This is a genomic window from Streptomyces sp. NPDC036984, assembly GCF_055607665.1.
In genome coordinates this window covers 1-23084 of record NZ_JBVJRL010000014.1, presented here as the reverse complement: position 1 = coordinate 23084, position 23084 = coordinate 1, and the positions used below count along the sequence as shown (strand labels likewise).

Annotated in this window: 15 protein-coding genes and 2 pseudogenes; 9 read left to right on the top strand and 8 right to left on the bottom strand. The window is 71.1% G+C overall.

Features of this window, described 5'->3' with window-relative positions; genetic code table 11:
- The first annotated feature begins 64 nt into the window (after window positions 1-64).
- The 3 genes from ACZ7DL_RS24275 (at window position 65) to ACZ7DL_RS24265 (ending at window position 3413) form a co-directional block, all read left to right on the top strand.
- On the top strand, window positions 65-544 hold the full coding sequence (locus ACZ7DL_RS24275) for an NUDIX hydrolase (RefSeq protein ID WP_470776951.1): 480 nt from the start codon (window positions 65-67) through the stop codon (window positions 542-544).
- A gap of 54 nt (window positions 545-598) precedes the next feature.
- The gene (locus ACZ7DL_RS24270) at window positions 599-1417 is read left to right on the top strand and encodes a 3-hydroxybutyrate dehydrogenase (RefSeq protein ID WP_470776950.1); all 819 of its coding nucleotides are present in this window, start codon (window positions 599-601) and stop codon (window positions 1415-1417) included.
- Window positions 1418-1493: 76 nt separating this feature from the next.
- Window positions 1494-3413, top strand: a complete 1920-nt coding sequence (locus ACZ7DL_RS24265; RefSeq protein WP_470776948.1) for a helix-turn-helix domain-containing protein — start codon at window positions 1494-1496, stop codon at window positions 3411-3413.
- A 47-nt stretch (window positions 3414-3460) separates the two neighbouring features.
- Here the strand turns inward: ACZ7DL_RS24265 and ACZ7DL_RS24260 are convergent, their stop codons facing one another.
- Window positions 3461-4837: an MFS transporter gene (locus ACZ7DL_RS24260; protein WP_470776947.1), complete on the bottom strand. Its 1377-nt coding sequence runs from the start codon at window positions 4835-4837 to the stop codon at window positions 3461-3463.
- 727 nt (window positions 4838-5564) lie between these two features.
- On the opposite strand from ACZ7DL_RS24260, the gene ACZ7DL_RS24255 reads away from it, so the two are divergent.
- Complete coding sequence (locus ACZ7DL_RS24255; protein ID WP_470776945.1) at window positions 5565-5927, top strand: hypothetical protein; 363 nt, start codon at window positions 5565-5567, stop codon at window positions 5925-5927.
- Window positions 5928-6263: 336 nt separating this feature from the next.
- Here ACZ7DL_RS24255 and ACZ7DL_RS24250 read toward each other — a convergent pair whose 3' ends face one another.
- Entirely contained in the window at window positions 6264-6932 is a 669-nt protein-coding gene (locus ACZ7DL_RS24250) for a DUF7019 family protein (RefSeq protein ID WP_470776943.1), read from the bottom strand.
- A gap of 108 nt (window positions 6933-7040) precedes the next feature.
- Here ACZ7DL_RS24250 and ACZ7DL_RS24245 point away from each other — a divergent pair, with 108 nt between their 5' ends.
- Window positions 7041-10712 carry a WD40 repeat domain-containing serine/threonine protein kinase gene (locus ACZ7DL_RS24245; RefSeq protein ID WP_470776942.1) on the top strand — a complete coding sequence of 1224 codons (3672 nt, stop codon included), beginning with the start codon at window positions 7041-7043 and terminating at the stop codon, window positions 10710-10712.
- A 49-nt stretch (window positions 10713-10761) separates the two neighbouring features.
- Here the strand turns inward: ACZ7DL_RS24245 and ACZ7DL_RS24240 are convergent, their stop codons facing one another.
- Both ACZ7DL_RS24240 and ACZ7DL_RS24235 read right to left on the bottom strand, forming a co-directional pair.
- Window positions 10762-12015, bottom strand: a complete 1254-nt coding sequence (locus tag ACZ7DL_RS24240; RefSeq protein WP_470776940.1) for a L,D-transpeptidase — start codon at window positions 12013-12015, stop codon at window positions 10762-10764.
- Between the two features lie 241 nt (window positions 12016-12256).
- Window positions 12257-14980, bottom strand: coding sequence for a hypothetical protein (locus tag ACZ7DL_RS24235; protein WP_470776938.1), 2724 nt, complete (start codon window positions 14978-14980; stop codon window positions 12257-12259).
- A gap of 524 nt (window positions 14981-15504) precedes the next feature.
- Here ACZ7DL_RS24235 and ACZ7DL_RS24230 point away from each other — a divergent pair.
- A complete protein-coding gene (locus tag ACZ7DL_RS24230; RefSeq protein ID WP_470776937.1) occupies window positions 15505-16179 on the top strand; it encodes a hypothetical protein in 675 nt (224 codons plus the stop codon).
- Between the two features lie 130 nt (window positions 16180-16309).
- Here ACZ7DL_RS24230 and ACZ7DL_RS24225 read toward each other — a convergent pair whose 3' ends face one another.
- Entirely contained in the window at window positions 16310-16813 is a 504-nt protein-coding gene (locus ACZ7DL_RS24225) for a hypothetical protein (protein ID WP_470776936.1), read from the bottom strand.
- Window positions 16814-17143: 330 nt separating this feature from the next.
- Window positions 17144-17497, bottom strand: coding sequence for a peptidoglycan-binding domain-containing protein (locus ACZ7DL_RS24220; protein ID WP_470776935.1), 354 nt, complete (start codon window positions 17495-17497; stop codon window positions 17144-17146).
- A 1067-nt stretch (window positions 17498-18564) separates the two neighbouring features.
- Between ACZ7DL_RS24220 and ACZ7DL_RS24215 the strand changes: the two genes are divergently transcribed.
- Window positions 18565-19677: a catalase family protein gene (locus ACZ7DL_RS24215; protein WP_470776934.1), complete on the top strand. Its 1113-nt coding sequence runs from the start codon at window positions 18565-18567 to the stop codon at window positions 19675-19677.
- Window positions 19678-20230: 553 nt separating this feature from the next.
- Here the strand turns inward: ACZ7DL_RS24215 and ACZ7DL_RS24210 are convergent.
- Together ACZ7DL_RS24210 and ACZ7DL_RS24205 are read right to left on the bottom strand one after the other, a co-directional pair.
- The gene (locus ACZ7DL_RS24210; protein WP_470776933.1) at window positions 20231-21283 is read right to left on the bottom strand and encodes an alcohol dehydrogenase catalytic domain-containing protein; all 1053 of its coding nucleotides are present in this window, start codon (window positions 21281-21283) and stop codon (window positions 20231-20233) included.
- Between the two features lie 111 nt (window positions 21284-21394).
- Window positions 21395-21871 (bottom strand): hexameric tyrosine-coordinated heme protein, encoded by a 477-nt coding sequence (locus ACZ7DL_RS24205; RefSeq protein ID WP_470776932.1) that lies wholly within the window; start codon window positions 21869-21871, stop codon window positions 21395-21397.
- Between the two features lie 107 nt (window positions 21872-21978).
- Here ACZ7DL_RS24205 and ACZ7DL_RS24200 point away from each other — a divergent pair.
- Window positions 21979-22188: pseudogene (locus ACZ7DL_RS24200) on the top strand (response regulator); the annotation flags it as partial.
- Window positions 22164-23070 (top strand): annotated as a pseudogene (locus ACZ7DL_RS24195) (IS5 family transposase). The pseudogenes ACZ7DL_RS24200 and ACZ7DL_RS24195, both read left to right, overlap by 25 nt.
- Window positions 23071-23084: the final 14 nt, after the last annotated feature.

Here is a 23084-nt window from a genome sequence, read left to right as displayed (position 1 = left end):
TACGCGTGCCGTACGCCCCCGGAAGCAGCCGGTGTGCGGCGCACCTGCCGGTTAAGGTCTGGTCATGGCGATTCCCGAATTCCTCCGCACACTCAGGGCGTCCGCGGGGCAGCAGCTGATCTGGCTCCCCGGTGTCACCGCGGTCGTCTTCGACGACGAGGGCAGGGTGCTGCTCGGCCGGAGGTCCGACACGCGCAAGTGGTCGGTGATCGGCGGCATCCCGGAGCCGGGCGAGCAGCCCGCGGCCTGTGCCGTGCGGGAGGTGTTCGAGGAGACGGCGGTGCACTGCGTCGCCGAGCGAATCGTCCTGGTCCAGGCCCTGGACCCGGTCACCTACCCCAACGGCGACACGTGCCAGTACATGGACATCACCATCCGCTGCCGGGCTGTGGGCGGCGAGGCCCGGGTCAACGACGACGAGTCGCTGGAGGTCGGCTGGTTCGCGGTGGACGCGCTGCCGCAGCTGCACGAGTTCGGGCTCTTCCGGATCAAGCAAGCCATGTCGGAGGCACCCACATGGTTTGACCCTACGACTGTCGGCTGAAGTATGTGTGGTCGCCACATGTGGTGACTCTGCGGTCCCGCTTAGGGTCGGCACATGACCTCGCCCACCCCCCTGCCCGGCCCCCGGCCGCCCCAGCCCCTCGCTCTCGACCTCGACGGCTGCACCGCCCTCGTCACCGGTGCCGCCAGCGGCATCGGCCGTGCCTGCGCACTGCGGCTGGCCGCCGCCGGAGCCGAGGTGCGCGCCGTCGACCGGGACGCGGCCGGCCTGGCCGAGCTGGCCCGGCAGGCGGAACTGGCCGGCGACCTCGCGGGCACCGTCGTACCGCGGGTCGTGGACCTCACCGACCTGGACGCCGCCGAACGCGTCGCCGCCGGCACGGATGTGCTGGTCAACAACGCCGGGCTGCAACTCGTGCGGCCCATCGAGGAGTTCCCGCCCGAGGTGTTCCACACGGTACTGACCGTGATGCTGGAGGCACCGTTCCGCCTCATCCGCGGCGCCCTCCCGCACATGTACGCGCGGGGCTGGGGCCGGATCGTCAATGTGTCCTCCGTCCATGGTCTGCGCGCCTCCGCCTTCAAGTCCGCCTATGTGGCCGCCAAACACGGCCTCGAAGGACTGTCCAAGACGGCCGCCCTGGAAGGCGCCACCCATGGAGTGACCTCCAACTGTGTGAACCCGGCCTACGTGCGTACCCCACTGGTCGAGAAGCAGATCGCCGACCAGGCACAGGCGCACGGCATTCCCGAGGAGCGCGTGCTGTCCGAGGTCCTGCTGAAGGACAGCGCGCTGCGGCGGCTCATCGAACCCGAGGAGGTCGCCGAGGCCGTGGCCTACCTGTGCAGCCCGCAGGCGTCCTTCGTCACCGGTACCTCGCTCGTCCTGGACGGCGGGTGGACGGCCCACTGACCGGCGCCGCGGCACCGGCTCCGGGAGTTGTCCACAGGCCTGCCGGGCCGGGCGGCCGATACGGAATCCTGTGACCATGTCCCGCGATCACCTTCAGCCGGCACCCAGCGGCAGCGCCGAGGCCCCGTATCTCGACCTGCTGGCCCGCGACGCCTCCGTCGAGGCGTACGAGCAGCCCGTCCTGCTCGCGCGAGCCGAAGGCGCGCCGGCCGGCCGGATCGCCGCACTGGAAGAGGCCAGACTGCTCGCCCTGCGCGTGCGGGCGGAACTGGAGGGGCGCCGGCGGCGCGAGGCGGAGCTGTCGGCGCTCTTCGAGACCGCCCACGACCTCGCCGGACTCCGCGATCTCGACGCCGTCCTCCAGGCGATCGTGCAGCGCGCCCGCTCCCTGCTCGGCACGGATGTCGCCTATCTCAGCCTCAACGACCCGGCGCGCGGCGACACCTACATGAGGGTCACGGAGGGCTCCGTCTCCGCCCGCTTCCAGCAGCTGCGCCTCGGCATGGGAGAGGGGCTCGGCGGACTCGTCGCCCAGACCGCGCGGCCGTACGTCACCGACGACTACTTCAAGGACGACCGCTTCCAGCACACGCTCACCATCGACGCCGGCGTCCGCGACGAGGGCCTGGTCGCCATCCTCGGCGTCCCCCTGATGCTGGGCCCGCACGTGATCGGTGTCCTCTTCGCGGCCGACCGGCGGGCGAGGGTCTTCGAACGCGAGCAGATCGCCCTGCTCGGCTCCTTCGCCGCGCTCGCCGCGGCGGCCATCGACACCGCCAACCTGCTCACCGAGACCCGCTCCGCGCTGGCCGGGCTGGAGCGCGCCAACGAGATCATCCGGGACCGCAGCGCCGTCATCGAGCGTGCGTCCGAGGTCCACGACCGGCTCGCCGAACTCGTCCTGCGCGGCGGGGGAGTCCACGACGTGGCCGCCGCCGTCTCCCAGGTCCTCGCCGGCACCGTCGAGTTCACCGAGGCCGCGGCCGCACCGGCCCAGGCGCTGGAGGCGTCCCGCGCCGAGGGGCACGTCGTACGGCACGGCAGCGACTGGATCGCGGCCGTGGCCGCGGGCGGTGAACTCCTCGGCGCCCTGGTGCTGCGCGGCCACCCCGGCCTGGACCCCGTCGACCAGCGCACCCTGGAGCGCGCGGCGATGGTCACCTCCCTGCTGCTGCTCGCCCGCCGCTCGGCTGCGGAGGCCGAACAGCGCGTGCGCGGCGAGCTGCTGGACGACCTGCTGGACGCGCGCGACCGGGACCCCCGCCTGCTGCGCGAACGCGCGAGCCGCCTCCACGCGGACCTGGCCGCCACCCATCTCGTCCTCGCCGCCCGCCTCGACGGCCCGGCGGCCGACGCCGACGAGGAGGCCGCGGCCCGCCGCCGGCTGTGGTCCGCCGCCTCCCACCTCGCGGCCACCCGGCACGGTCTGGCCGCGGCCCGCGACGGCGGCACCGTCCTGCTGCTGCCGCTCGGCGCCGGCGACACCGCCACGGAAGTGGCCCGCCGCACCGCCCGCCACCTGGGCACGGCCGTCCACCAGCCCGTCACCGTGGGCGCCTCCGCCCCCGTCACCGACCTCGCCCGGCACCCCGAGACCGTGGCCGCCGCCTATGCCGAGGGCCGCCGCTGCCTGGACGCGCTGCACCTGCTGGGCCGGGCCGGGGACGGCGCGGCGGCCGAGGACTTCGGCTTCCTCGGCCTGCTGCTCGCGGGCGAACGGGACATCGCCGGCTTCGTCGACCGGACCATCGGCCCGGTGGTGGCGTACGACGAGCGGCGCGGCACGGACCTGCTGCGGACCATGGACGCGTACTTCGAAGGCGGAATGAGCCCGGCCCGCACCAAGGACGCGCTGCACGTGCACGTGAACACGGTGGCGCAGCGACTGGAGCGGGTGGGCCGCCTGCTCGGCGCGGACTGGCAGACGCCCGCCCGGGCCCTGGAGATCCAACTCGCGCTGAGACTCCACCGGTTGGCGGCGCCGGGACGGCGCTGACCGGCCCCGCACGGGGGCCGGTCGGTGCAGCCGCGGGCAGCCGCCGGTCAGACGGTCCGCGCCCCGGCGGCCGGACTCGCCTCGGAGGGCTCCCCGCCCTCGTCCACGATCTGGGCGAGATCACGGTGCCGGGTCTCCCGGCCGAGAGCCACCGCGACCAGGGTCAGCACGGCGGCGGCGATCACGTAGAGGGCGATCGGGGTGGAGCTGTCGTAGTCGGACAGCAGCGCGGTGGCGATGAGCGGGGCGGGCGCACCGGCCGCCACGGAGGCGAACTGGGCGCCGATGGACGCACCCGAGTACCGCATCCGGGTGCCGAACATCTCGGCGAAGAACGCGGCCTGGGGTGCGTACATCGCGCCGTGCAGCACCAGTCCGACGGTCACGGCGAGCACCAGGGACCCGAACTCGCCGGTGTCGACCAGCGAGAAGAACGGGAACATCCACAGACCGACGCCGGCCGCGCCGAGCAGGTACACGGGCCGCCGCCCCACCCGGTCGGAGAGCGCGCCCCAGGCCGGGATGACGGCGAAGTGCACGGCGGAGCCGATGAGTACGGCGTTGAGCGCGGTCTGCTTGGTGACGCCGGCCGAGGTGGTGGCGTAGACGAGGATGAACGCGGTGATGACGTAGTAGCTGATGTTCTCCGCCATGCGGGCGCCCATCGCGACGAGCACGTCCCGCCAGTGGTACCGCAGCACCGAGACCAGGGGCGGCTTCTCGTCCTCGTGGCCCCGGCGTGCCTCGGCCCGCTCCAACGCCTCCTTGAAGACAGGCGATTCATCGACGGACAGACGAATCCACAGACCGACGAGCACGAGCACCCCGGAGAGCAGGAACGGAATCCGCCATCCCCAGGAGCCGAAGGCGTCGTCGGAGAGTACGGCGGTGAGCAGCGACAGCACGCCTGTCGCGAGCAGTTGTCCGGCCGGCGCTCCGGTCTGCGGCCACGAGGCCCAGAAGCCGCGCCGCCGCGCGTCCCCGTGCTCCGACACCAGCAGGACAGCGCCGCCCCACTCACCGCCGAGCGCGAACCCCTGCACCAGCCGCAACGTGGTGAGCAGCACGGGCGCGGCGGCCCCGACAGTGGCGTGGGTGGGCAGCAACCCGATGGCGAAGGTCGCTCCGCCCATCAGCACCAGGCTCAGCACCAGCAGCTTCTTGCGCCCCAGCCGGTCACCGTAGTGCCCGAACACGAGCGCCCCCAGCGGGCGGGCCGCGAACCCGACGGCGTACGTCAGAAACGACAGCAGCGTTCCGACGAGCGGATCGGAGTCCGGAAAGAACAGCTTGTTGAACACCAGCGCGGCGGCCGAGCCGTAGAGGAAGAAGTCGTACCACTCGATGGTGGTGCCGATGAGGCTGGCGGCGACGATTCTGGGGAGGCTGGCGGGGGGTGGGGGAGCGGTGGTTCCGGAGGCCATGTGCGCCACTTCCTCGTGTGCGGTGGGGACGGGTACGTGTCGGCACACCGTAGGAAGATGCAGGTCAGGGGCACATGTGGTGGGGCAACATAGTTCGGGGCGTGGCTATGCGTGCGGCCACCATACCGGCTCGGGAAGGGCGATTCAGGGGAGGTGGTTGGAACGAGCGCTGTCCGGGGCGCGTAGTTCGGGATGATTCGTTGATGCGGTGCCGACTCCCGTGCTGGTCTGGTGCCGACCGAAGGCCCACGTCATCACCCGTCTTCACCCCTCCCGTGCTGACCTGGTGCCGACCATGCTCCGTTGCACTCGGAGATTTCCATCTCAGCTGGCTGGTGAATCACCGAGCCGATTTCGAGTCGGGACGGCGCCGACGGTGGGGGGACCCGCATCAGCGCGCGAGCGGACGGCCGGTCCAAGGTCACCATGGCTGGACGTGACCTCAACACCACCTGGTTCGTCAGTGCCTCGTCGGCGGCGCTCGCCGCCCTCGTGGTCCTCCTCGGTACGTGGCAGCCGTGGCGGGAAACGGCGGCGACGGGTGAACGGGACCGTACGGAGACCGCGATCGGACCGCGGTCCCCCGGGGGGAGCCTCCGCGACATCCGCACCGTATCGGGAGCCGACGTCCGCGGGCGAGGACGACGAGGAGCTGAAGGGCCCGGAAACCTCCCCCAGGCCCACCCCGAGTGTCTCCGCGACCCCCGACCCGCCGGATCCGGCGGACGTGGCGTTCGCGTCCGTCGGAGTCGGTACCTGCCTCGACGCGTACGACAGCGGCTGGGGCAAGCTGAACCGCGAGCGGCCGGTCGCCGTCGACTGCGGTGCCGACTTCGCCTTCTCGAAGGTGACCATGGTGACGAAGTCCGCCTCGAACTGCCCTGGGGGCGTCGGCCGATGGGGGGGTCACCTTAACGACGACGGATCGTCCGTCGCCCTGTGCCTGCCCCGCGTCTTCGCCGCGGGGCAGTGCTTCCCCGCGAAACTGAGCAGACAGGCCGACGGGTCCCTCCATGGCGCGGGCCAGTTGTTCAGCGTATGGAGCTGCGACCGGACGCAGGTGCCGAGCGGCAACAACGCGATCAGGTGATCACGGCGGTACTGGACGGCGGCAGCTGCCCCCGGCGCACCGACAGGCAGACCCTCTGGTGGCAGGTCTTCAACGGCGCGGCCGAAGTCTGCGCCGTCCAGACGACGAACTGACTCGTCTTGACATACGAGGGCCCACCCGTACCGAGGCCGGACAAGGGCCTGATGCTGGAGAAGTCGGGCGTCAGCGAGGGCCGGCCTCCTCCTGCCCGGTTGGACGGCGGTGCCCCGGCCATGAGGATCCGGAATCCCACCGTCCTCGTTCCCGGGCGTGCCCTCGCTGCCCGGTCGGACTGGCTCGCGGGAGGACGTGTCGAGAACGGCCTTCAGGCGTCGCTCAGTCCACCAGGGCGATGTACACCGGCGAGCCCAGCAAGACCGACATCCCGGCCGACTCCGGGAACGGACTGGGTCCGTCCAGCAGGCGCTTGGCCACGAACTCGACGTTCTGCGCAGGGCCCTTGAGTCGCGTCACGGCCCGCTGAACGGTGGCGAGCGCGGAACGGTCCTCAGCACCGTCGTGGATCACGTCGACCAGGAATTCGTCCTCCAGTTCCGAGCCCGCGCCCAACCCGTGCAGGAGAGACGGCATCAGCGAGAAGGTGGCACCGTCCTGGTCGACGCCGGGCACCGAGCCGATCAGATGCCGACCGGAACCGCCGAGGCCGACGACGGTGCGTTCGGTCCGGCCGCCGAAGAACACCGGCGAGGGCCCGGCCTCGCTGGGGAGCGGCCCCCACCGCATCGGCAGCAGACCCCAGAAGAACTGTCCCGGCTCGTCGACCGACCCGAGGTCGCCGAAGTCCTGCAAGTGGCGCACGACCCGCTCCAGTCGGGCGGTGCGGTCCGCGGACACCGACTCCGCCGTGCGCTTCGCCGTCAGCACCTTGAGATCCACACCGATCTCCGAGGTGCGCCTGGTCCTGAAGCCGGGGTCGATCTGCGGCAGCAGCATGTCGACCTTGCTGTCACTGATGTAGAGGTAGTACCGGAACGACACAGTCACCCCACCCCTCGGACACACGCATCCCGGACACCCGAGTATGCCCGAACCGATCACGGCCGCCGGCTGCATCCGCCGGATCCGGCCGGCGGCGTTCGGTACCGTGGCGAGGTGGCCAGGGGGCAGAGGTGGCACGTCGGAGATGTAGTCGCCGGTCTCTACCGGGTGACGGAGGTGCACGCGCAAGGCGGCATGGGGCTGGTGTACCGGGTACGCCACTTGGGCTGGGACGTCGACCTGGCGGTGAAGACGCCGCGGCCCGCGCTGATCCGGCATCCGGATGGCCGCCGACAGTTCGTGGCCGAGGCGCAGACCTGGATGGCGCTGGAGATGCACCCGCACGTCTGCACCTGCTACTACGTGCGCACGATCGACGACGTGCCGAGGGTGTTCGCCGAGTACGCCGACGGCGGCAGCCTGCGTGAACTGATCGACAGCGGACGACTGCAGCGCGGGGAGCCGGGGGACAGACTCGCGCGACTGCTCGACCTGGCGATCCAAACGGCCTGGGGACTGGAACACGCACACCGCCGTGGAGTGGTGCACAGAGACGTGAAGCCGGCCAACATCCTGCTCGGCGCCGACGGCACGGCCAAGCTGACGGACTTCGGACTGGCCCGGGTCCGTGACGCGGCGGCGCCTCGACAGGACGGCCGGCCGACAGAGACCGTGCTGGTCAGTGCGGGCGGGTTCACCCCGGCGTACGCGTCGCCGGAGCAGTTGGCGGGCGATCCGGTGGGGCGACGCACGGACGTCTGGAGCTTCGCCCTGTCCGTGCTGGACATGTGCGCCGGCGGTGTGACCTGGTCTGCCGACCGGCCGGCCGACCAGGTGCTGGCCACCCACGCCCGGAACGGCCTGCTGCCCACTCCACTGGCCGGACTCCTGGACCGATGCCTGCGCCCGGACCCCGCCCGGCGGCCCGCGAGCATGGACGCGATCGCCGGCGAACTGTGCGACATCTACGCCGAGAGCGTCCGTCGGCCCTACCCCAGATCAACGCCCGAGCCTGCCGGGCTGCGCGCCGACGAACTGAACAATCGCGCGCTGTCCCTGCTCGACCTCGGTGATGTCACCGCGGCCGAGGCGGCGTTCGCCGCTGCGCTGCGGGTGGATCCGAATCACCCCGAGGTCACGTTCAACGCCGGGCTGCTGCGCTGGCGCCGCGGCGAGATCTCCGACGAGCGGCTCGTCGCCGACCTGTCGGCGGCCAGAGCCGGCTCACGCGACCGGTGGCAGGGCAGCTACCTGCTCGGGCTGGTGCACCTGGAACGAGGCGATCTGGACAGCGCACTGCCCCTGCTGGTCGAGGCGGCCCGGGCGGTGCCCGGCGACCGCGAGGTGGCCGCGACGCTGCGCCGGGCCCGCGCGGGCGAGCCGGCCGGGGCGCGCAGGGAGCATCGGTTGGCCGGCGGCACCGGAAGGGTGACGGCAGCGGCCATCGGCCAGGACGCCCGGCTCGTGGTGACCGCACGGGAATCCCGCGAGCCGGTCCGCCGTACCGATCAGGACATCCTGTCCGGTCAGGACCGCCCCATACATCGGCGCGTCCATGTCACAGATGTGGGCAGCGGCGGCAGTCGACACGTACTGGAGGGGCACGACCAGGGTGTGTCCGCCGTGGATGTGAGCGCCGACGGACGCCTCGCTGCGACGGGCGACGCCGGCGGCACGATCCGACTCTGGGACCTGGCCACCGGGCGGTGTTCACGGGCGCTCCCAGGGCACTCGGATCTTCCGACCGTGCTGCGGTTCAGCTCCGACGGGCGGCTGCTGGCCTCCGCCGGAGTGGGATCCGCGATCTGCGTGTGGGATGTCGCCACCGGCACATGTCTGCACCTCCTGGACAAGGACGCGCCGGGCGTGTCGCTGAGCTTCTCCGCCGGCGGCAGGATCCTGGCGTCGGCACACAGGAAGGGCACCATCCGGTTGTGGGACGTGCGCACCGGCAGGTGTGTCGGTCTCCTGGAACATCCCGGACAGTTGGGGGTGGTCGAGCTGAGTGCCGATGCGAGGACCGCCGTCACGGGCGGTGACACGACCCGGGTGTGGTCGCTGACGCCGGATCTCTCGGGCGGTGACTGCCGCCATGAGTTCGCCGCGCGGATCGAGTGGCTCTCGCTCTCCGGCGACGGGCGGCTGGCGCTCGGCAGTAGCAGGTGGACCGGTCGGATGTGGCTGTGGGACCTGGGAAGCGGCCGGTGCCTGCGTACGTTCGAAGGGCATCCGGCCGAGGCCGCGCGCAGACTGTTCAGCACCGAGTCGCTGAGTGTGCCGGTCCGGGTCTCTCCGGACGGGCGGCGCGCCGTGTCGGTCGCCAATGGCGACGTCGCGAGGACCTGGGCACTTCCTACGGGGTACGCCGCACCCCTGCACGTGTGCCGGCCGCGGCCGCACACCCGGATGCGGGAACTGGAAATGCGCGTACGCACCCTGCACGACGAGGCCGAGGAGGCGCTCTCCCGACAGCGTTACCGCGTCGCCCTGGACCGCCTGTCGCAGGCACGCACGGTGCCTGGGTACGAGCGGGACTCGTCGCTGGTGGCGGCCTGGCAGCGGCTGTCCCTGGCCACGACCCGGACCGGGCTGCGATCGGCGTGGCCGATCCGCACCTTGCGGGTCACCGGACCGGATCCCGACGACTTCTGGTACCCCGCGCTCCGGCTCTCCGCGGACGGACGATTCGCCCTGACGACGCACCGTACGGCGACGATGGCCCTGTGGGACCTGGACACCGGCCGCCTGGCGCGCACCTACGCGGATCCCGAGGAGCCCGTGCAAGGCGTGGCGGTCGACATGACTCCCGACGCCTCCCACGCGCTGTGCGCCGACGCCTACGGCAGGGTTCAGTTGTGGGATGTCCGCACGGGCCGACGTCTGCTGAAGCTCGGCGTTCGGGATGCCGACGGTCACTCCGTGTCACTCAGCCGGGCGGGCACACGGGCGCTCACGATCGGTGCCGACGGAGTGCCCAGGTTGTGGAACACCACATCGGGACGCTCGGTGGGCAGACTCAAGGGCCCCACCGAGATGGTCACGATGGCTGAGGGCCCGCCACGGCGTGAACCGGTGGAGGTTCGTCGCGTGTGCCTCAGCGCCGACGGACGGCTGGCCCTCGTAGCCCTCCAGTCCGGTGAGGTGCTGAGGTGGAACACGCGCCGACGGCGGCAGCTGCCGCCTCTGACCGGGCACGGACAGCGCGTCGACACGGTGGTGACGACTGGTGACGCCCGGTTCGCGGTGTCGGGCGGGTGGGACAGCACGGTCCGCTACTGGGATCTGGCCACCGGGGCGTGCCTACGGGTTCTCGAAGCGCACACGCACCCGGTGAACGCCTTGGACGTCACCGCGGACGGGCGGTTCGCCCTCTCCGGCAGCATGGATCAGACGGCACGGATCTGGGACCTGCGCGAGGGCCGCTGCCTGCAGGTGCTGGAGGGACACGCCGGCGAGGTGGCGGCGGTGAGCCTCAGCGAGGACGGCCGGCGCGCCGCGACGGCAACGCGCGACGGCACGGTCTGGGTCTGGGGCCTGGACTGGGAACTCGCGGCCCATGAGGCGGCCGACTGGGACGAGGGCGCCCGACCCTACCTCGACATGTTCCTCGACGAGTACGGCCCGGACACCTCCGCCTTCCACCGGCTCTCGGACCGCCTGCGGTACGCCGGTTACGGCTGGCTCCGCCCGGAGGGCGTCCGGGCGGAACTCACGCGAACGCCGAGGCGGCGCGACGGGCGGCGCCGGGCACTCCGGATGTCCAGGACCGGCCGGTGGAGGGCTTGACGCAGTGACGAGGGCCGCAGCGCGCCGAACGCGGCATACCCGCTCCCCGTCAGGTGGTGGGGCTGCCCGCGACCCACTCGCTCCACGACATGTTCCAATCGCTGAGGCCGTTGTCCGGGGCCAGGGTGGTCTTGTCGTCAGAGTTTTTGACGATCACGACGTCACCGGTCATCGAGTGGTCGAAGAACCACGCGGCGGGCTGCCTGCCGTCGCCGCCGCCCCTGACGTCCTTCAGGCCTATGCAGCCGTGGCTGGTGTTGGCCTTGCCGAAGACCGAGTCGGCACCCCAGTAGTTGCCGTGGATGAACGTGCCCGAGTCGGTCAGGCGCATGGCGTGCGGTACGGCCTTGATGTCGTACGAGGGCTTGCCGTCCTTCTCCGTGAGGCCGACGCTCGCACCGTTCATATGGATCTGCCTGAACTTCTCGGAGATCACCATCTGACCGTTGTACGTCGGGTGCTCGGGGCTGCCTGACGAGATCGGGATGGTCTTGATCGTCTTGCCGTCCCGGACGACGGTCATCCGCTTCGTCTTCGCGTCCACGGTGCTGATCTGGCTCCGGCCGATCTTGAACGTGACCGTCTTCTGGATGCCGTGGTGGTTGAGCGTGACGGTGACGGTGGAGCCGGGCTTCCAGTACTTCTCGGGGCGGAAGTCCAGTCGGTGGGCGTTGAACCAGTGACCGGCGACCTGCTGGCCGCTGCTGGAGCTGACCTGGATCTCGGACTCCACGGCGGCCTTGTCGCTGACCGCCTTGTCGAAGTCGACCGTCACGGGCATGCCCACGCCGACGGTCGAGCCGTCCTCGGGGGAGACGTGCCCGACGAAGTCGTTGGCCGGGGAGACCGTGGTGATCGTGGCGTTACCGGTGGCGGAGCGGCCCTTGGCGTCCTGGGCCTCTGCGGCGATCTGATACCTGGTGGCACGCTCCAGCCGGCCGTCCGGCTTCCAGGAGGTGCCGTCCGCGGACAGGGTGCCCGGGATCTCGGCACCGGTCGCGACGGCGGTCATGGTCACCTTGGTGAGCTTGCCGTTACTGACGGTGACACCGACCGGGCCGTTGATCCCTACGCCGTGGGCACCTTGCCTCGGCGTGATCTCTATTCGGGCGTCGGAGGCTTCCTGGGCGCCCGCCTGCTTCACCCGCGCCTGCGATGTCGGATCTTTCCCGGGCTCATTGCCGCTGGTGGCAGCGTTGCTGGTACCGCCGAGAGCCGTGACTGCGAGTACGCCGCCGAGTACGCCGGCCACAGCCGCCAGCCCGGTGCGTCGCTTATAGAGCGTGATCAAACGCTTCTCCATGCCGCTGGTCTTTGCATTTCTGCACTGATCACCGAAAGGGTGCAATCAGCCTTTAAAAATACATATAGGCGGCCTCCATCCAAAAATGGGTAAATTATGGCGAAGGTCACGCATGCCGAGCGCGTCACCGAGGGCTGGCCAGTGCGGCAGTGGGGAACGCGCGGGAGGCGATTCGCGCTGCGGCTGCGGGCATGCGCCAGTCCCGAGAACGGCCGGCTCCGAGCCGAAGCGCCGTCGGGGGTCACAGCGGGGGCAGCAGCACCGTGTCCGTGAAGACCGTTCGTTCGGTGACTTCTCCCGGCGTGCCGGACTGCAGGAACGTCCCGGGGCGCGGCTGGTTGTTGGGGAGGAACTCCACCTCGCGGACTCGCACCCGGAAGGGACCGGCGTCCGGTGGCAGGAGGAACTCTGCCTTCCATTCCTTGAGGACGGGTGAGAGGCCGATTCGTCTGGGCTCCGGCCGGCGCACGTTCACGCTCTGCCACGCCGGTACGCCGGCCACCGTGTCGAACCCGATGAGGTCCACCTTGTCGGCCGGGAGACCCCCTGGCTGGGTGCAGCGCTCCAGGATCATGTCCACCCTGTTGACGGCGGGGGCCGGTGAGACGGATCCGGTCAGTTTGACCTCGTACGTGTCGGTGAGGCGGGTCACGCGCAGGGTCCGGTCGGGGAAGAGGGGCATCGGGTCGGTGCGCACCACCGGTGACAGCGAGAGGCCGTCCAGGCTGTTCGGCTGGTACCGGGTGACGGCGAGCCGTACGAAGCCGCAGTTGAAGGATGTGTTGTCCGATCCGGTGAACGCCACGTCACCCATCCAGCACTGCCCGTCGGGGGAGTGCTCCGGCCGGTGCGGCACGACCACCACGTCCGCGCCGGCCTCGTCGAGCCGCAGTCGCTCCTCCGCGCCCGCGGCGCTGGTGATGTGGCGGGCGAACGGTGAGCCCATGGGGATGCCCTTGGTGGGGTAGAGGGGATCGAGGCCCGCCTGGGTGACGAAGGGGGCGAGCCCCGCAGTGGTGGCCTCGGATTCGGGTCGCACGACCACGGCCAGCAGTTCACCGGCCCCGGTGGTGTGCCACGGCCGCTGGAGGGCGACCCGCACGCGGTTTCCCAGACGCTCGTGGACGAGCACGTGGGTGGCCGCATCGAGGTCCCCGGTCCGGTTCCAGAGGAACGCGGGACGGGTGGAGACGACCACCGGGGGCGCGGGACGGGCGGTGCTGCGGACGACCACCGGCGGAAGTTGCCTCGTCACGGTGAAGTCGTCGGGACGCCCGGAGTCGTGGAAGCAGGCGCGGAAGCGGCTGACGGCCGGGAGCGTGTAGGTCACCGTGCGGTGGCGGGTGTCGCCGAAATCCTGCCGGAACAGCGTCGGCGGGCGGGCCGGTCCGTCCGGGGCGCCGGTGAGGGTGTCGACCGGCACGTCACCGACCTGGTGCGGAACCTCGTCCACCTGGTCGGACCAGCTCGCGGTGATCTCCAGTTGGGCGGTGCTCCTCGGGTCGAACACGTCGGACTGCGGGGCGAAGGCCGCCGACGTCGCGTTCGGGTCGCGGGCGACGGTCAGGGCGGTGTCCGGCGGTTTGATCGGGTGCTGGACCGCGTGCACGAGGGCGAGGGTGCGGGCGGGCGTGACCATCGGGTGGCGGCCCTGCCGAAGGGCTTTCACCGAGTTCTCCGGGGGGTCGGCCGCGTGCAGCGCGAAGTCGTCGGCGATGTCCTCGCGGGGGAACGTCGGCAGGTCGAGGGTGATCCGCTCGGCCGGTGCGAGGCGGACCACCAGTCGGTCGCCCTCCCAGCCGACCGTGGGACGTCCGGCGGATGGAGTGGTCAGCCACAGCTTCTTGGGCGCCAGGTCGGGCCAGCGCTCCTCCCAGGCCCTCGTCGGCATGGGGGCGTTCGGCTCGGCGCGGGCCGCCACGATCCCGCCGGCGGCCGGGCCGGGCAGGGGCCGGGCACCCTCGGACGCCTCCGGGTCCGCGGCGGCGAGTGCGCGACGTACCCATTCCCAGGTCAACCGGTCCTGCTCGGCCGTGTCGCCATCGCCGTCGAACGCCCCGTGCTGCTCGGCGGCGGCCACGGTGCTGCCCGGCGGATGCAGCACCCGCTCGTCGTTCAGGGCGTAGTCCACCGACCCGGCGAACTCCTCGACGTCCATTCCCAGCAGGGGATCGCTGCGCACGACCACCTGATCGACCGACTCCCCGGGACCGGAGCGGGCCGGGTCCGTCCCCTCCGGGTACGAGACCTCCGGGGCGCACAGCGGCTCGTAGCGCCCGTAGAACTCGGGCGCCGTCGTGTGCCGGTCGGCTGCCGGGTCGTCGGGCCCGAGCCCGCCGCCCGCGACGTCCGCCACTCGTGCCCGCAGGGAGCAGTGGCGGCCGAAGCGCAGCCGGGGCAGCGTGCCGTCCTCCGCCTCGAAGGACATGCTGATGTTCATGCCCGGTGCAGGCGGTGGCGACGGCTGGGGCGTGGCGTCGAACGACGGCCGGGGGACGGCCAGGCTCCAGCCCCGCCGGCCGGCCACGATCTCGTCGGCGTGCAGGCCGTCGTGGTCGTGGATCGCGGCGTTCGCCTTGAGGTGCCCTTCCTCGGGCAGGCCCCTGCCCTCCCCGTCCCCGCCGATGACGGTGGAGTCCTCGGACAGTCCGCCGTCGGGGCGCCGTTCGTGGACCCGGTAGGTGGCCGTGCGGCGGTGCAGCGAGAACCATTCGTCCCCGCCGAGTTCGGGAAGGACGTCGACCCGGTAGCCGAGGACCAGGTCGTCGGCGGTGAGCACGTCCGGCTCTCCCCCTCGAGCGCGTACTCCCCTGTCGCGCCGTGCCGTCATGTCCTCGCCCCGGCCTCTCAGCACCAGCTGGAGTCCGTTGGAGCGCAGGGCGGGCAGGGCGGGCGGCTCGCCGGGACGCGCGGCGAGTGCGTGGGCGGCTTCCCGCATCCGTTGGGCGGCCACGTCCACGTCCACGGTCGCGACCTGCCAGCGCGGTCTCCCGCGACCTGCCAGCGCGGTCTCCCGCTCCGGTCCCGCTGGTCGAGGTCGACCACGCCCCCGTCCAGCCGGTCCGTGGCGGCCGGCCGGAAGTCCCCGCCGAACGCCGTGCGGGGGAAGACGATGCCGGGCAGTGCGGCGGGGCGGTCCGGCCACAGCACCCGCACCGTTCCGGCGGGCGGGTCGCCGGCCGCGCCCGGGCCGAGCCGGAGCTCGAAGATCAGGCCCAGTGCCCGGAGGACGACGGGGTGTTCACGCAGCAGGGACAGCGTCCAATTGAAGCCCGGCCGGCCCGGTGACGCTCCGGGACTGCCGGCACCGGCTCCGGGACCCGGTGTGTCCCGGCGGAGCCAGTGGTCACGTACGAGTGCGTCCCGCGCCTTGTCCGCGAAGTCCGGTGACGCCGCGCCGAGGTGTGCCGTGGGCGGTGATCGCGGTGACTCCTCAGTTGTTCTTCCAGCGATCGCCGACCCCCCTCATGCACAGCGAAAGGCACATGTATGGCGAACAACCGCAGGATGCGCCACGGCGGACGGACACTGGCGCTCTCAGCGGCTGCCCTGGGCATGGTCGCGGCGGTAGCCGCTCCGGCCTCGGCCGATGACCAGCCCACCCGGGCACAGCTCATAGCCGACTGCGACTCGGGTGAAGGGAAGTGCACCTTCAACGACCCCGAGTTGGGCCAGGCGTATCTCGGAAGCTTCCATCGGGTCTCCGACTCGCTCTACAACTGCAGCACCTGGCCTGCCACCCAGTCGATGACCTGGTCCGACACGGTCGGTTCCACGAACTCGGTGGGACTATCCGTGGCCGCCGGCGGCAAGATGGCGGGCATCATCGACGTCAGCGTGACGGCGACCTACAGCCACACCTGGCCGAGCACCCACTCGGAGGCCAGCTCCGTCAACATGACGGTGAAACCCGGTGAAGTCGGCTGGATTCCCCGTGCGCAGGTGATGCAGACCGTCTCCGGCACATGGCAGACCCACTACGACAACCGGAAATGGGATCACTACTTCTGGTTCGTCCCGGATGTCATCACGGGCCCTGCCCCGAACGGGACAGACGGCCAGAGCAACGCGGTGGTCGTCAAGTCCAGGAAGATGACCGCCGAGGAGAAGCGGTCCTGCTCCAACCGCTCCGGCAAGGCCAAGACGTTCGTCGTCCAAGGCTGACCCACCGATCGCGCGCCTGGCTGCCTCTCGGTCCGTATCCCCGCGAGGCAGCCAGGGCTGTTCAGCGGAGCGGTCAGCGCGAGTAGCCGATCTCCAGGTCGGACAACGGAGGGTGCGGTGGCGGACGGCATCATCCTGCCGCTGCCGCTGCCGCTGCCGCTGCCGCTGCCGCTGCCGCTGCCGCTGCCGCTGCCGCTGCCGCTGCCGGACGTTGACGTGCCCGGCTCTCCTGCGGCACCGGAGTGGGGAGTGCCCGGATCCAGGCCACGCCGGTGAAGTTCTTGGCCGGCACGTGGACTTCCGCGCGGCGGAAACCCGTGGCGGTCAGACCGCTGTAGCCGTGGGAGACGAGGTCTTGGTAGAGGCCGTCCGAGAAGGCGGCGACCAGGTGGGTCGCGGGGGTGTCGGCGAGGGCACGGCGCACGGGCTCGGAGTCGAGGACACGGAACAGGGTGACCACCGCGAAACCCGCGTACGCGCTGTCCGCCTCGTGGACGATGCCCTGGTGCAGGCAGGCCCTCATCCGGACGCGCTGCGGGGGACGGGCGGCGGCATTGGTCTCGGCCGGCGCCGAGGCGAGGCCGTCCAGGAGATCCGGCACTAACCGGGTCTCGTCGACGCCCGGCTCGAACACGAGCAGATAGCCGTCACCTTGCGCCTGGCGGCCCGTACCTGTGCCACTCGATGCCGGCCCGCGCGCATGCCGCGCGCAGGGACCGCAGTAGGGCTCGCTGCAGACGGATCATGTCGGTGTTGTCGCGGGCGCGTACGTCTCGATGTCCACGGCGTGCGGGCGGTAAGGGAGCGGTGGTTTCGGATGCCACCAGCCGGCACAAGAGCAGTGCATCCTGTGCGAGACAACTGTGGTATCCGGATCCGACCCTCGGCCGCACCCCGTGTCGCGCCGCAGGGCCTCGCCGACCATTGCCGGAAGAGGCCGATGTCTGCCGCATGGCTGCCGGTACTACTTCGTGCGCAGCATGAGAGCGAGGCGGGTGTTGTCCCCGTAGACACCGCTCTCGTCCCCCTGGATGCCGTATCGCTTCTGGAATCGGGCTACGGCCTGCCGGACTTGCGTGTCGTAGCGGCCGCTGATGGCGCCGCCGGCGTAGATGCTCGGGAGCTGGAGCAGACGCACCTGTAACTCGTACACCCCATGGCCGCTGTCGCCCTCGCGCAGCACGCCGGTGCCCGGGATCTCGGGGGGCGCGGAATCGCTGGGAAGCGGCCGGTCCGGTTCCTCCATGGATGCGGGGGGTTCCGCCGGCGCGGTGTGCTCGTTGCCGAGCAGGGCCGAGGCGAGGATCAATCCGCTCACGGCGCCCAATCCGAGGGCTCCGGCGACATGGGTGCGCCGCCGGTCGATGAAGCGGCCATGTCCCCGGTTTCCTTGCCGCTTGGGCGCGCGGACGAATTCTGGGGGCACGGGCGCATCGGAGGGCGAGGCGGCGAGCGGGGCCGCAGGCGCATCCCACCGTTGCGGGAGGGCAAAGCGCGGAGTGTCCGCGGGCGGGTCGGTTCCGCGGTCCCAGTCCCCTGGTGAAGGAGCGGAGGGCGGCACGGCTGCCGGCGGCTCGGCTGGCGCCGGGCCGCCGCCGCTCGTCGTGGGGAGTCCCCCCGCCTTCCGTGGCGTAATCGCAGCTGGTCGGGTGCCGCGTGACCACAGCGGCTCGACCACGGCTTCGTGCGGAATCCGGCGCAGCTGAGCGGAACCGGCGCTGTCGTAGGCCGTGTCGCCGAGGCGACGGTGCTGTGGGTTCAGCGCGCGCAGGTCGGCCCGTGCGGCGTCCAAGGCGTCCAGAACGGCCTGGAAGGAGTCCCTGATTTCTTGCGCGGGACCGCCCCCGGGCGTGAGGCCTTGGCGCGGTTCGGCGTCGGGAAGTCCCATCGGCAGTCCTCCTTGGGCAACATTCGTGGAGTGCCCCGTCGGACACCTGGACGTTCGGCCGAGGCGACCGGGTGGGCTCGAGTGCGGGGTCATCGGTGCGGGTCGGGCTCCGTGGGGAAGAGGTCGGCTACGGCGTGGGCTCATGGGTTGCTCTGTGAAGGGATACGCACTCCACGCAGCGTCGTCTCAATCCGCTGCCCCGCTGCCCCGCTGCACCCGCACGTCTGTGCGGCACGCCTTGGGCGACGCCGGCCGCGACAGCGCCTTCCCCCTGGCCTTCGCGTCCGGATGGGATCGGCTCCGTGCTGAGCGGGGAAAGGGCCGATCCGGCCGCCCGGTCCGCCTTCGAGCACCGCATGCGTCGGCCCTCGGGGCGCGGTGCTCCTCCATGTGGTTGCACTGGCATACGTGTGATTCACCACAGGCAGTTATGTTGTGCGCAATTTAATTGCTCGCTAGCGTCGGAGATCGACACCACCGCACAGGGAGGCACCACCATGGATCCCGTCCGTTACGAGGACTACCGCCCCGCCGAACGTCCGAACTACCACGCGGAGTTGGAGGCAGTGGTCGCCCAGGTCGCGCAACGCACCCGCGCCTCCGTCGAGCGCGAGGCCGTCGGCCGCGCCGTCCGCACCGCCCACGGAAAGACCTACGGCCTCCTCAGGGCCACCGTCACGATCGGTGACAACCCGGGATTCCACGGCCAGGGTATCTTCGCCCGGCCCGCGGTGTACGACGCCGTCGTCCGCTACTCCAACGGCCTGGGTCACCAGCGCCCCGACCACCAGCTGGGCGCGGCGTGCGGGATGGGCATCAAACTGTTCGGGGTGCCCGGCCCCTCACTGCTGGACGACGAAGCGGACAGCGGTACGTTCGACCTCAACCTGATCAACAACGAGGTCTTCTTCGCGAACACCGCCTACGACTACATGGTCATCGAGGAGCTGTTCGCGGAGCTGCCCGAGGCACTGGTGAACCCCGCCCGCCGCAAGACCTGGATGGCGGAGTTCCTCACCCGCAGGGGAACGCTCACCGATCCGGACAGCTGGCTGTGGGACGAACTGTTCGCCATGCTGTCGTTCACCACCGTGCCGCGCAGGAACCTGCTGTCGTACACCTACAACAGCATGGGCGCCTTCCGGTACGGCGACCACATCGCCAAGATCCGTACCGTGCCGACGTCCGAGTCCCTGGCCTCCCTCACGCACCAGATCGTTGACGTGCGCGCGGACAACGAGGCGTTCCGCCGCACCCTCGTTGCCGAGGCCGCGGAACAAGACCACTCCTTCGCACTCCAGGTGCAGCTCAACACCGATCTGGCCCGTATGCCGGTGGACAACACCTCCGTGAAGTGGCCCGAGGAACTGTCCCCCTGGGTGACCGTCGCCCGTGTGGACCTCCCGCGCCAGGACATCGGCGGAGACGACAACCTGGCGGCCGCCGACGGCACCTCGATCACACCGTGGCGCTCACGCGAGGAGCACCGGCCCATCGGCGAGATCCAGCGGGTGCGGCAGGAGGTGTACCGGCGCTCGTCCATCGAACGGCACCGCATCAACGGACAGCAGCGGCGCGAACCGGTCAGCAGCGCGCAACTGCTCGGCTGAGCGGGCGTCAGCCGCGTCTCGCCACCTGCGCTGACCGCACTCGGACTGCGGCCACGGTCTCGACGTCGCTTACGTGCTCTTCCCGGGGCGTGTGCCACGCATGACCGGCAGCCACCACGCGGCGGGCATGCTCGAGCGGCGCCGCGGAGGCCGAGAAGCCCTTGGGCACCGCGATTCGCGTGCAGCGGCCCGGGCGGCCCCACGATGTCGGCGGCACCACCATCAGCGAGTGGCCGGATTGCCTGTGCGACCGCCGATGATGCCTCGCGGCTCCCGGCGGAGCCGTCTCGCCAAGGCGCGATGGCGGTGGTGCCGCGGGGCGAGCCCTGGGGAGGGACACCAGGCCAGGGCGCGACGGCGCCGGACACCTGGCGATCAAGGCCCGTCGTCCGCGCGCAGCCCCGGCGGCCCGGCACAAGTGGGGACGGGACCGCCCGGATGCGGCACGACGGCCCGCACGCCCTGGCCGTGCCCGGAACCGGCCTCCAGCGGCCACCCTGGGGTTGAAGGGCCTGCCGCTGGCGGCCGGACGAGGCGGGCCTGCGCAGGAGGGTCAGCGGGTGGGGTCGAGAAGGATCTTGCGGACGCCGTCGGAGCGGTCTGCGAACAGTCCGTACGCCGCCGGGCCTTCGGAGAGGGCGAAGCGGTGGGAGACCACGACCTCGGGCTTGATTCGGCCGGCACGGGTGAGGGCGATCAAGGGAGGCAGTTCGTAGTGCACCGAGCACAGCCCGATGGCGAACTCCAGTTCCTTGATCTGCGCCATTCCCATGTGGAAGGGGAATGCCTTGCTCTGGCTGACCCCGACGACGCTGACCCGGCCGGCCTGCCGTACGGCCTTGAGGGCGAGCTCGATGGTGGCGTCCGAGCCCACGGCCTCCACCACGGCGTCCGGCCCGCGTCCGTCGGTCATCTCCCGTATGGCCGTCCGCGCGTCCCCGCCCTCGACCGGCTCGACACCCAGGGTGGCGGCGAAGGCGCGGCGCTCCGCGACCAGGTCCGCGCCCAGCACTCGCGCGGCGCCCATCGCGAAGGCGGACTGGGCGGCCATGAGGCCGACCGGGCCGAGGCCGATGATCAGGACGGTCTCACCGGGCTGGATGCGGGCACGGCGGCAGCCGTACCAGGCCGTGGGAGCGTTGTCCGTCAGGACTACGGCGGCCTCGTCGGAGATGCCCTCGGGCAAGTGCACCAGATTGACGTCGGCGTACGGCACCGCCAGGACCTGGGCCTGGCTGCCCGGGAGCTGCGGGCTCACTCCGTAGCAGAGGTCCGTGCTGGACGTGGCGCGCTCGCACCGGGCGGTGAACCCGGCCGCACACGACCGGCAGTGGGCACAGCCGACAGAGGCGGGCACCAGAACCCGGTCGCCGGGCCTGAAGCGGGTGACCTGGCCGCCGGTGTCGACCACCACGCCGACGCACTCGTGCCCCGGTGTGTAGCCCACTTCCTCGGTGAACGGGTTGCCGCGGTAGATGTGCAGGTCGCTGCCGCAGATGCCGGCCGCGGTCACCTGCACCACCGCGTCGGTGGGGCTGGTGACGGCCGGGTCGGGGACATCCCCGTAGCGGATGTCGTGACGGCCGTGGTAGGTCAGTGCCTTCACCGGATTTCTCTCTCCCCTTGGCCCGGTCGGTCCGCGATCTTCCTGCTCATCTCCGGCGGCTCCTTCGACGGTCGCCTTGCATCGGCGGTCGGCACGGCCGACAGGCTGCCGTCATCGCGTACCGACCCTCTTGCCGAGCATACCGTCTAGTCGGTACGGAGAGTGAGCGTAGGGTGTCGTGCCGTCGGAGACAAGAGGGGCCCGCTGCGGACCCCGTCCTCCCAAAGCGACGTCATCGCGACGTACTGCGCATAGGTGAGCCCCAGGGGATCGATTAGGGGGCGATACGCGCGTGCGATGGCGTTGACCACGCTGTAAAGGGCGAAGCAGGGCTGCTCGGACAGCCGGAGGGCCTTCATGCCGGGCTCCATCAGCGCCAGTACCCGTTGGCTGCCGCAATGGTGGCGACTCGGTGGCGACGACCTGTGCCACGGCGATCAGGCTGCCCGCGTCCTCCGCGCACACCTGGCGCAGGCGCTGGCGTACGTCGCCGTCGGGCTGTGTGGCCTTCACCGACAACCGGGCCAGCTTGACGCCAGGGCGCGGCCCTCGTGTCAAGCGTGCTGCCGGGACCTTGAGGCGGTCCATGAGCGAACGCCCGCTCCGCTCACGCCGTCTCCTCTGCACAGATACGGGTGCCCGCGCGCCGCGGGCACCCGGAGCACGACGACGGCGCACGAGGGTGGGAGGACGGCATCCGCATTCTGGTCGTGGAGGACGAGGAGATGCTCGCCGACGCGATCGCGCAGGGACTGCGGCAGGATGCGTTCGCGGTGGACGTCGTACACGACGGAGAGGCGGCCATGGAACGCCTGGCCGTCAACGCGTACGACGTGATGGTGCTCGACCGTGACCTGCCCAGGATGCACGGCGACGAGGTGTGCCGGCGTACCGCCGCCTCCGGCACCGATGCGGGACGGACGACCAGTGGGCCAGGCTGGAGCCGTTGTCGCCGAAGGGCATCAAGCCTGGCCGGCCGCCGATACGGCCGAGGCGGCAGCTGGTCGACGGCATACGGTGGCGGTCCCGGACCGGGACGCCGTGGCGGGATGTCCCGAGCGGTACGGGCCGTGGGATCGGGTCTACGACCTGTTCCGGCGCCGCCAGCGCGACGGCACGTGGAAGCGAGTCTTCACCGAACTACAGGCCCAGGCGGACGCGAAGGACCTGATCACCTGGGATGTCAGTGTCGACTCGACGATCTGCCGCGCCCACCAGCACGCCGCCGGAGCGGTCAAAAGGGGGAACGTCAGAAGGAGCCGCCCGGCGGCGTTGAGGTCGAGCCGGACGACCACGGTCTCGGTCGCTCGCGAGGTGGGCTGACCACCAAGGTCCATCTCGCGGTCGAGCAGGGGCAGAAGCCCATGTCGATTGTGATCACGGCCGGGCAGCGCGGGGATTCCCCGCAGTTCGAACCGGTCCTGGAGAACATCCGGGTGCCACGGCAGGGACTGGGGCGTCCCCGCAAGCGGCCGGACACAGTGCGTGCCGACAAGGCGTACGGCTCCCGGAAGAGCCGTGCCTACCTGCGCCGACGTGGGATCCGGTGCACGATCCCGGAGAAGAAGCACCCGGTTCGCAACCGTAAGAAGCTCGGCTCCCGCGGCGGCCGGCCGCCGACGTTCGACAAGGCCGACTACCGCGAGAGGCACGCGGTCAAATGCGGGATCAATCGCCTCAAGCGCCATCGGGCCGTGGCCACCCGCTACGACTGTGAGGATGTTGGGGTGCCGCCTTGGGTGGTGGTCTGGCCCGCGATACGACTGGCCCTGGTGCCTTGCGTTTGATCTGCCGGCTGCTG

Excerpts from the sequence above, each read along its gene's own strand:
- ACZ7DL_RS24230 (WP_470776937.1), top strand. The coding sequence starts at position 15,505 with ATGGCGAACAACCGCAGGATGCGCCACGGCGGACGGACACTGGCGCTC.
- ACZ7DL_RS24215 (WP_470776934.1), top strand. The coding sequence starts at position 18,565 with ATGGATCCCGTCCGTTACGAGGACTACCGCCCCGCCGAACGTCCGAAC.
- ACZ7DL_RS24240 (WP_470776940.1), bottom strand. The coding sequence starts at position 12,015 with ATGGAGAAGCGTTTGATCACGCTCTATAAGCGACGCACCGGGCTGGCG.
- ACZ7DL_RS24260 (WP_470776947.1), bottom strand. The coding sequence starts at position 4,837 with ATGGCCTCCGGAACCACCGCTCCCCCACCCCCCGCCAGCCTCCCCAGA.
- ACZ7DL_RS24205 (WP_470776932.1), bottom strand. The coding sequence starts at position 21,871 with ATGGACCGCCTCAAGGTCCCGGCAGCACGCTTGACACGAGGGCCGCGC.
- ACZ7DL_RS24275 (WP_470776951.1), top strand. The coding sequence starts at position 65 with ATGGCGATTCCCGAATTCCTCCGCACACTCAGGGCGTCCGCGGGGCAG.
- ACZ7DL_RS24270 (WP_470776950.1), top strand. The coding sequence starts at position 599 with ATGACCTCGCCCACCCCCCTGCCCGGCCCCCGGCCGCCCCAGCCCCTC.
- ACZ7DL_RS24265 (WP_470776948.1), top strand. The coding sequence starts at position 1,494 with ATGTCCCGCGATCACCTTCAGCCGGCACCCAGCGGCAGCGCCGAGGCC.